The 1473-nt window shown below is 52.5% G+C and carries 3 protein-coding genes; 2 read left to right on the top strand and 1 reads right to left on the bottom strand.

Annotation, left to right across the window (positions count from 1 at the left end):
- Window positions 1–138: 138 nt before the first annotated feature.
- Window positions 139–873, bottom strand: a complete 735-nt coding sequence (locus HMPREF1494_RS06650) for an AIPR family protein (protein ID WP_051404740.1) — start codon at window positions 871–873, stop codon at window positions 139–141.
- On the opposite strand from HMPREF1494_RS06650, the gene HMPREF1494_RS06645 reads away from it, so the two are divergent.
- Together HMPREF1494_RS06645 and HMPREF1494_RS06640 are read left to right on the top strand one after the other, a co-directional pair.
- Window positions 872–1174 (top strand): helix-turn-helix domain-containing protein, encoded by a 303-nt coding sequence (locus HMPREF1494_RS06645; protein ID WP_051404739.1) that lies wholly within the window; start codon window positions 872–874, stop codon window positions 1172–1174. The genes HMPREF1494_RS06650 and HMPREF1494_RS06645 overlap by 2 nt on opposite strands.
- A gap of 5 nt (window positions 1175–1179) precedes the next feature.
- The coding region (locus HMPREF1494_RS06640) for a hypothetical protein (protein WP_231495360.1) at window positions 1180–1473 on the top strand (294 nt) is incomplete at its 3' end.

The raw sequence follows: 1473 nt of genomic DNA, 5'->3' as shown, positions 1-1473 counted from the left end.
GGTACCGCTGTTCTGCTTCTAAGTGTTGCATGAATGGTCCTAGACAACGTTTAGGACCATTCCGTAAGCGGAGGTCGGCTTTGTCTCGTCAATTGAAACCGATGTTGAGGCAAAGCCGACCTAAGGAGGTTGCCGTGATTACTCCCTCGTCTTCTTCATCAGCTCCTCAAGGAGCTTCTTGGTTTTTTCACCATCCACGATGCGGTAGTTGGACTGCCACAGCGTCTTCATCTTGCCGGCGGCATTGGGATTGGTCTCCGTGTCGAACGTATTCTGGACCAAAGAAGCGCCAACCCTTTCCCACATCTCCAGAGGGTCGACCACCCATTCGACTCCAGGGCCATTCTTTTTCTTTTCGAGCAGAGCGCGGAACGCTCCAAAGATCGGCATGATGTAGCCTGCGGAGATGTCGTAGTTGATGGCCTTCTGCGTGAAGAGGGTCTTCACTTTCCCGTCTCGTTTCTCTACACCGCGGAGATTGCCAAAATGAGCCCTCTGACCTGCCTCCGTCTTGTAATCTTTAAACTTCTTGGGCATATCCTCTTGAATTGTTTCGTACAACGATACAAAAGTGGGGAGCAATTGGGAAAGCTGCAGATAGATGTTGTCCTCCGATGGGTTCACTCCGTCATCAGTGTGGTGATCGTCCCATTCCTTCCGATAGTCCTTGAAAACGGCTGCCTTCCCTGTATATGAAGCGATTGGAACTACCGATGCGTCACTAAAGCGATCGATGTTGAACGCATACATGAGTTTGAGCAGTTCCGAGACTGAAGTGGTCTTTTCACTGTCATTGTCCTTATAGGCGATGCTGTCGCCATAAGGCTGGTCGGCGATAGCTTTCTTGATGAAATCGAAGCGATCCTCCAGCATGAATCCCGCATTGCGGCGAGTAGGAGCGATCGTTAAACGTCATCGCCGCGATCTAATAGACGTCAAGCCAACACGGACCGCTTTTATAGAAGAGGGTGAGTCTTCAGGGCTTTCTTACGCTTGGATAAGCGAGAAAAGCTTGGCAAACATAGAAAACGGGTATAACTTCCCATCACTTCCCACTCTCTACAATCTCGCGATTGCATGCCAAATGGATCCGGTGGACTTATTCGAAGAAGTTGCCGAAGCGTTTTCCGCCCATGACTCACCTTACGGCAGCTTGATGGACGAGGATATTTGACGGCAATGTTTGTTGCCAAGTATGATTGTCTTGTGAGAGACGTGAACAAGGACGACGAGCCGCTGATCCTGCCTTCTGCGTTCAAGCACGGGGTGTCGGAGGGCGATATCCTGCACGCGTGGCGCGAGGCCCGCGGACCGGTGGACATCAACTACGACCGGGACCCTCCCACGTACATGTACGTGGGACCGGGGGTCTCCGGCGCGGTGTGGTACGAGATAGGCACGGCGTCCCGCGTCGGATACGACGTGGAACTGATCGTGCATGCGATGAAGGCCCGCAAGGGCTACCTGCGAAAG

The sequence above is a fragment of the Bifidobacterium sp. MSTE12 genome (genome assembly GCF_000513015.1).
GTDB lineage: Bacteria > Actinomycetota > Actinomycetes > Actinomycetales > Bifidobacteriaceae > Bifidobacterium > Bifidobacterium dentium.
The sequence above is the reverse complement of the archived record's forward strand: the minus strand, read 5'-3'. Positions and strand labels throughout refer to the sequence as shown.